The sequence below is a fragment of the Zobellella denitrificans genome (assembly GCF_002237365.1).
GTDB lineage: Bacteria > Pseudomonadota > Gammaproteobacteria > Enterobacterales > Aeromonadaceae > Oceanimonas > Oceanimonas denitrificans.
In genome coordinates this window covers 1-967 of sequence record NZ_NMUO01000197.1, presented here as the reverse complement: position 1 = coordinate 967, position 967 = coordinate 1, and the positions used below count along the sequence as shown (strand labels likewise).

Sequence of the window (967 nt, the reverse complement as noted above, 5' to 3'; positions counted from 1 at the left end):
CCGGGGCCGGCGACCAGGCCTTCTGTGCCGGCGGAGACCAGAAGATCCGCGGCGACTACGGCGGCTACCGGGACGAGCAGGGCACCCATCATCTCAACGTGCTGGATCTGCAGCGGGACATCCGCACCTGCCCCAAGCCGGTGGTGGCCATGGTGGCGGGCTATGCGGTGGGCGGCGGCCATGTGCTGCACATGATGTGCGACCTGACCATCGCCGCCGATAACGCCCGCTTCGGCCAGACCGGCCCCAGGGTGGGTTCCTTCGACGGCGGCTGGGGCGCGGCCTATATGGCGCGTATCGTGGGCCAGAAGAAGGCGCGGGAAATCTGGTTTTTGTGCCGGCTGTACGATGCCGCCGAGGCGCTGGACATGGGCCTGGTCAATACCGTGGTCCCCCTGGCCGAGCTGGAGCGGGAAACGGTGCGCTGGTGCCGGGAGATGCTGCAACACAGCCCCATGGCGCTGCGCTGCCTGAAGGCGGCGCTGAACGCCGACTGCGACGGCCAGGCCGGGCTGCAGGAGCTGGCCGGCAACGCCACCATGCTGTTCTACATGACTGAAGAGGGGCAGGAAGGACGCAACGCCTTCAACCAGAAGCGCCGGCCCGACTTCGGCAAGTTCAGGCGCAATCCCTGATGCGCCTGGCCCTGTACCGCTATCGCCTGCCCCTGGCCCGGCCGCTGGTGCTGCGTGGCCGCCGGTTGCTCGAGCGGGAGGGCTTGCTGCTGCAACTGGGTTCGGGCTGGGGCGAGGTGGCGCCGCTGCCCGGTTTTTCCCGCGAGGGCCTGGACGAGGCGCAGGCGGAAGCCAGGTACTGCCTGGGCATCCTGGCTGCCGGTGGCGTGCCCGTGCCTCGTTTGCCCTCGGTATGCTTCGGGCTGGCCTGCGCCCGGCGGGCCTGGCCGGAGCGATCCCCCTTGCTGCCGGCCCCCTATCCGCTGCTGCCGGACGACCCCGAGGCGCGGGCC

The 967-nt window shown here is 70.3% G+C and carries 1 protein-coding gene and 1 pseudogene; both read left to right on the top strand.

Annotation, left to right across the window (positions count from 1 at the left end):
• Nucleotides 1-635 (top strand): 1,4-dihydroxy-2-naphthoyl-CoA synthase (gene menB, locus CGX12_RS19315; protein ID WP_094041466.1); only part of this gene is annotated, 635 nt, incomplete at its 5' end.
• A pseudogene (locus tag CGX12_RS19310) lies at nucleotides 635-967 on the top strand (o-succinylbenzoate synthase); the annotation flags it as partial. The gene menB and the pseudogene CGX12_RS19310, both read left to right, overlap by 1 nt.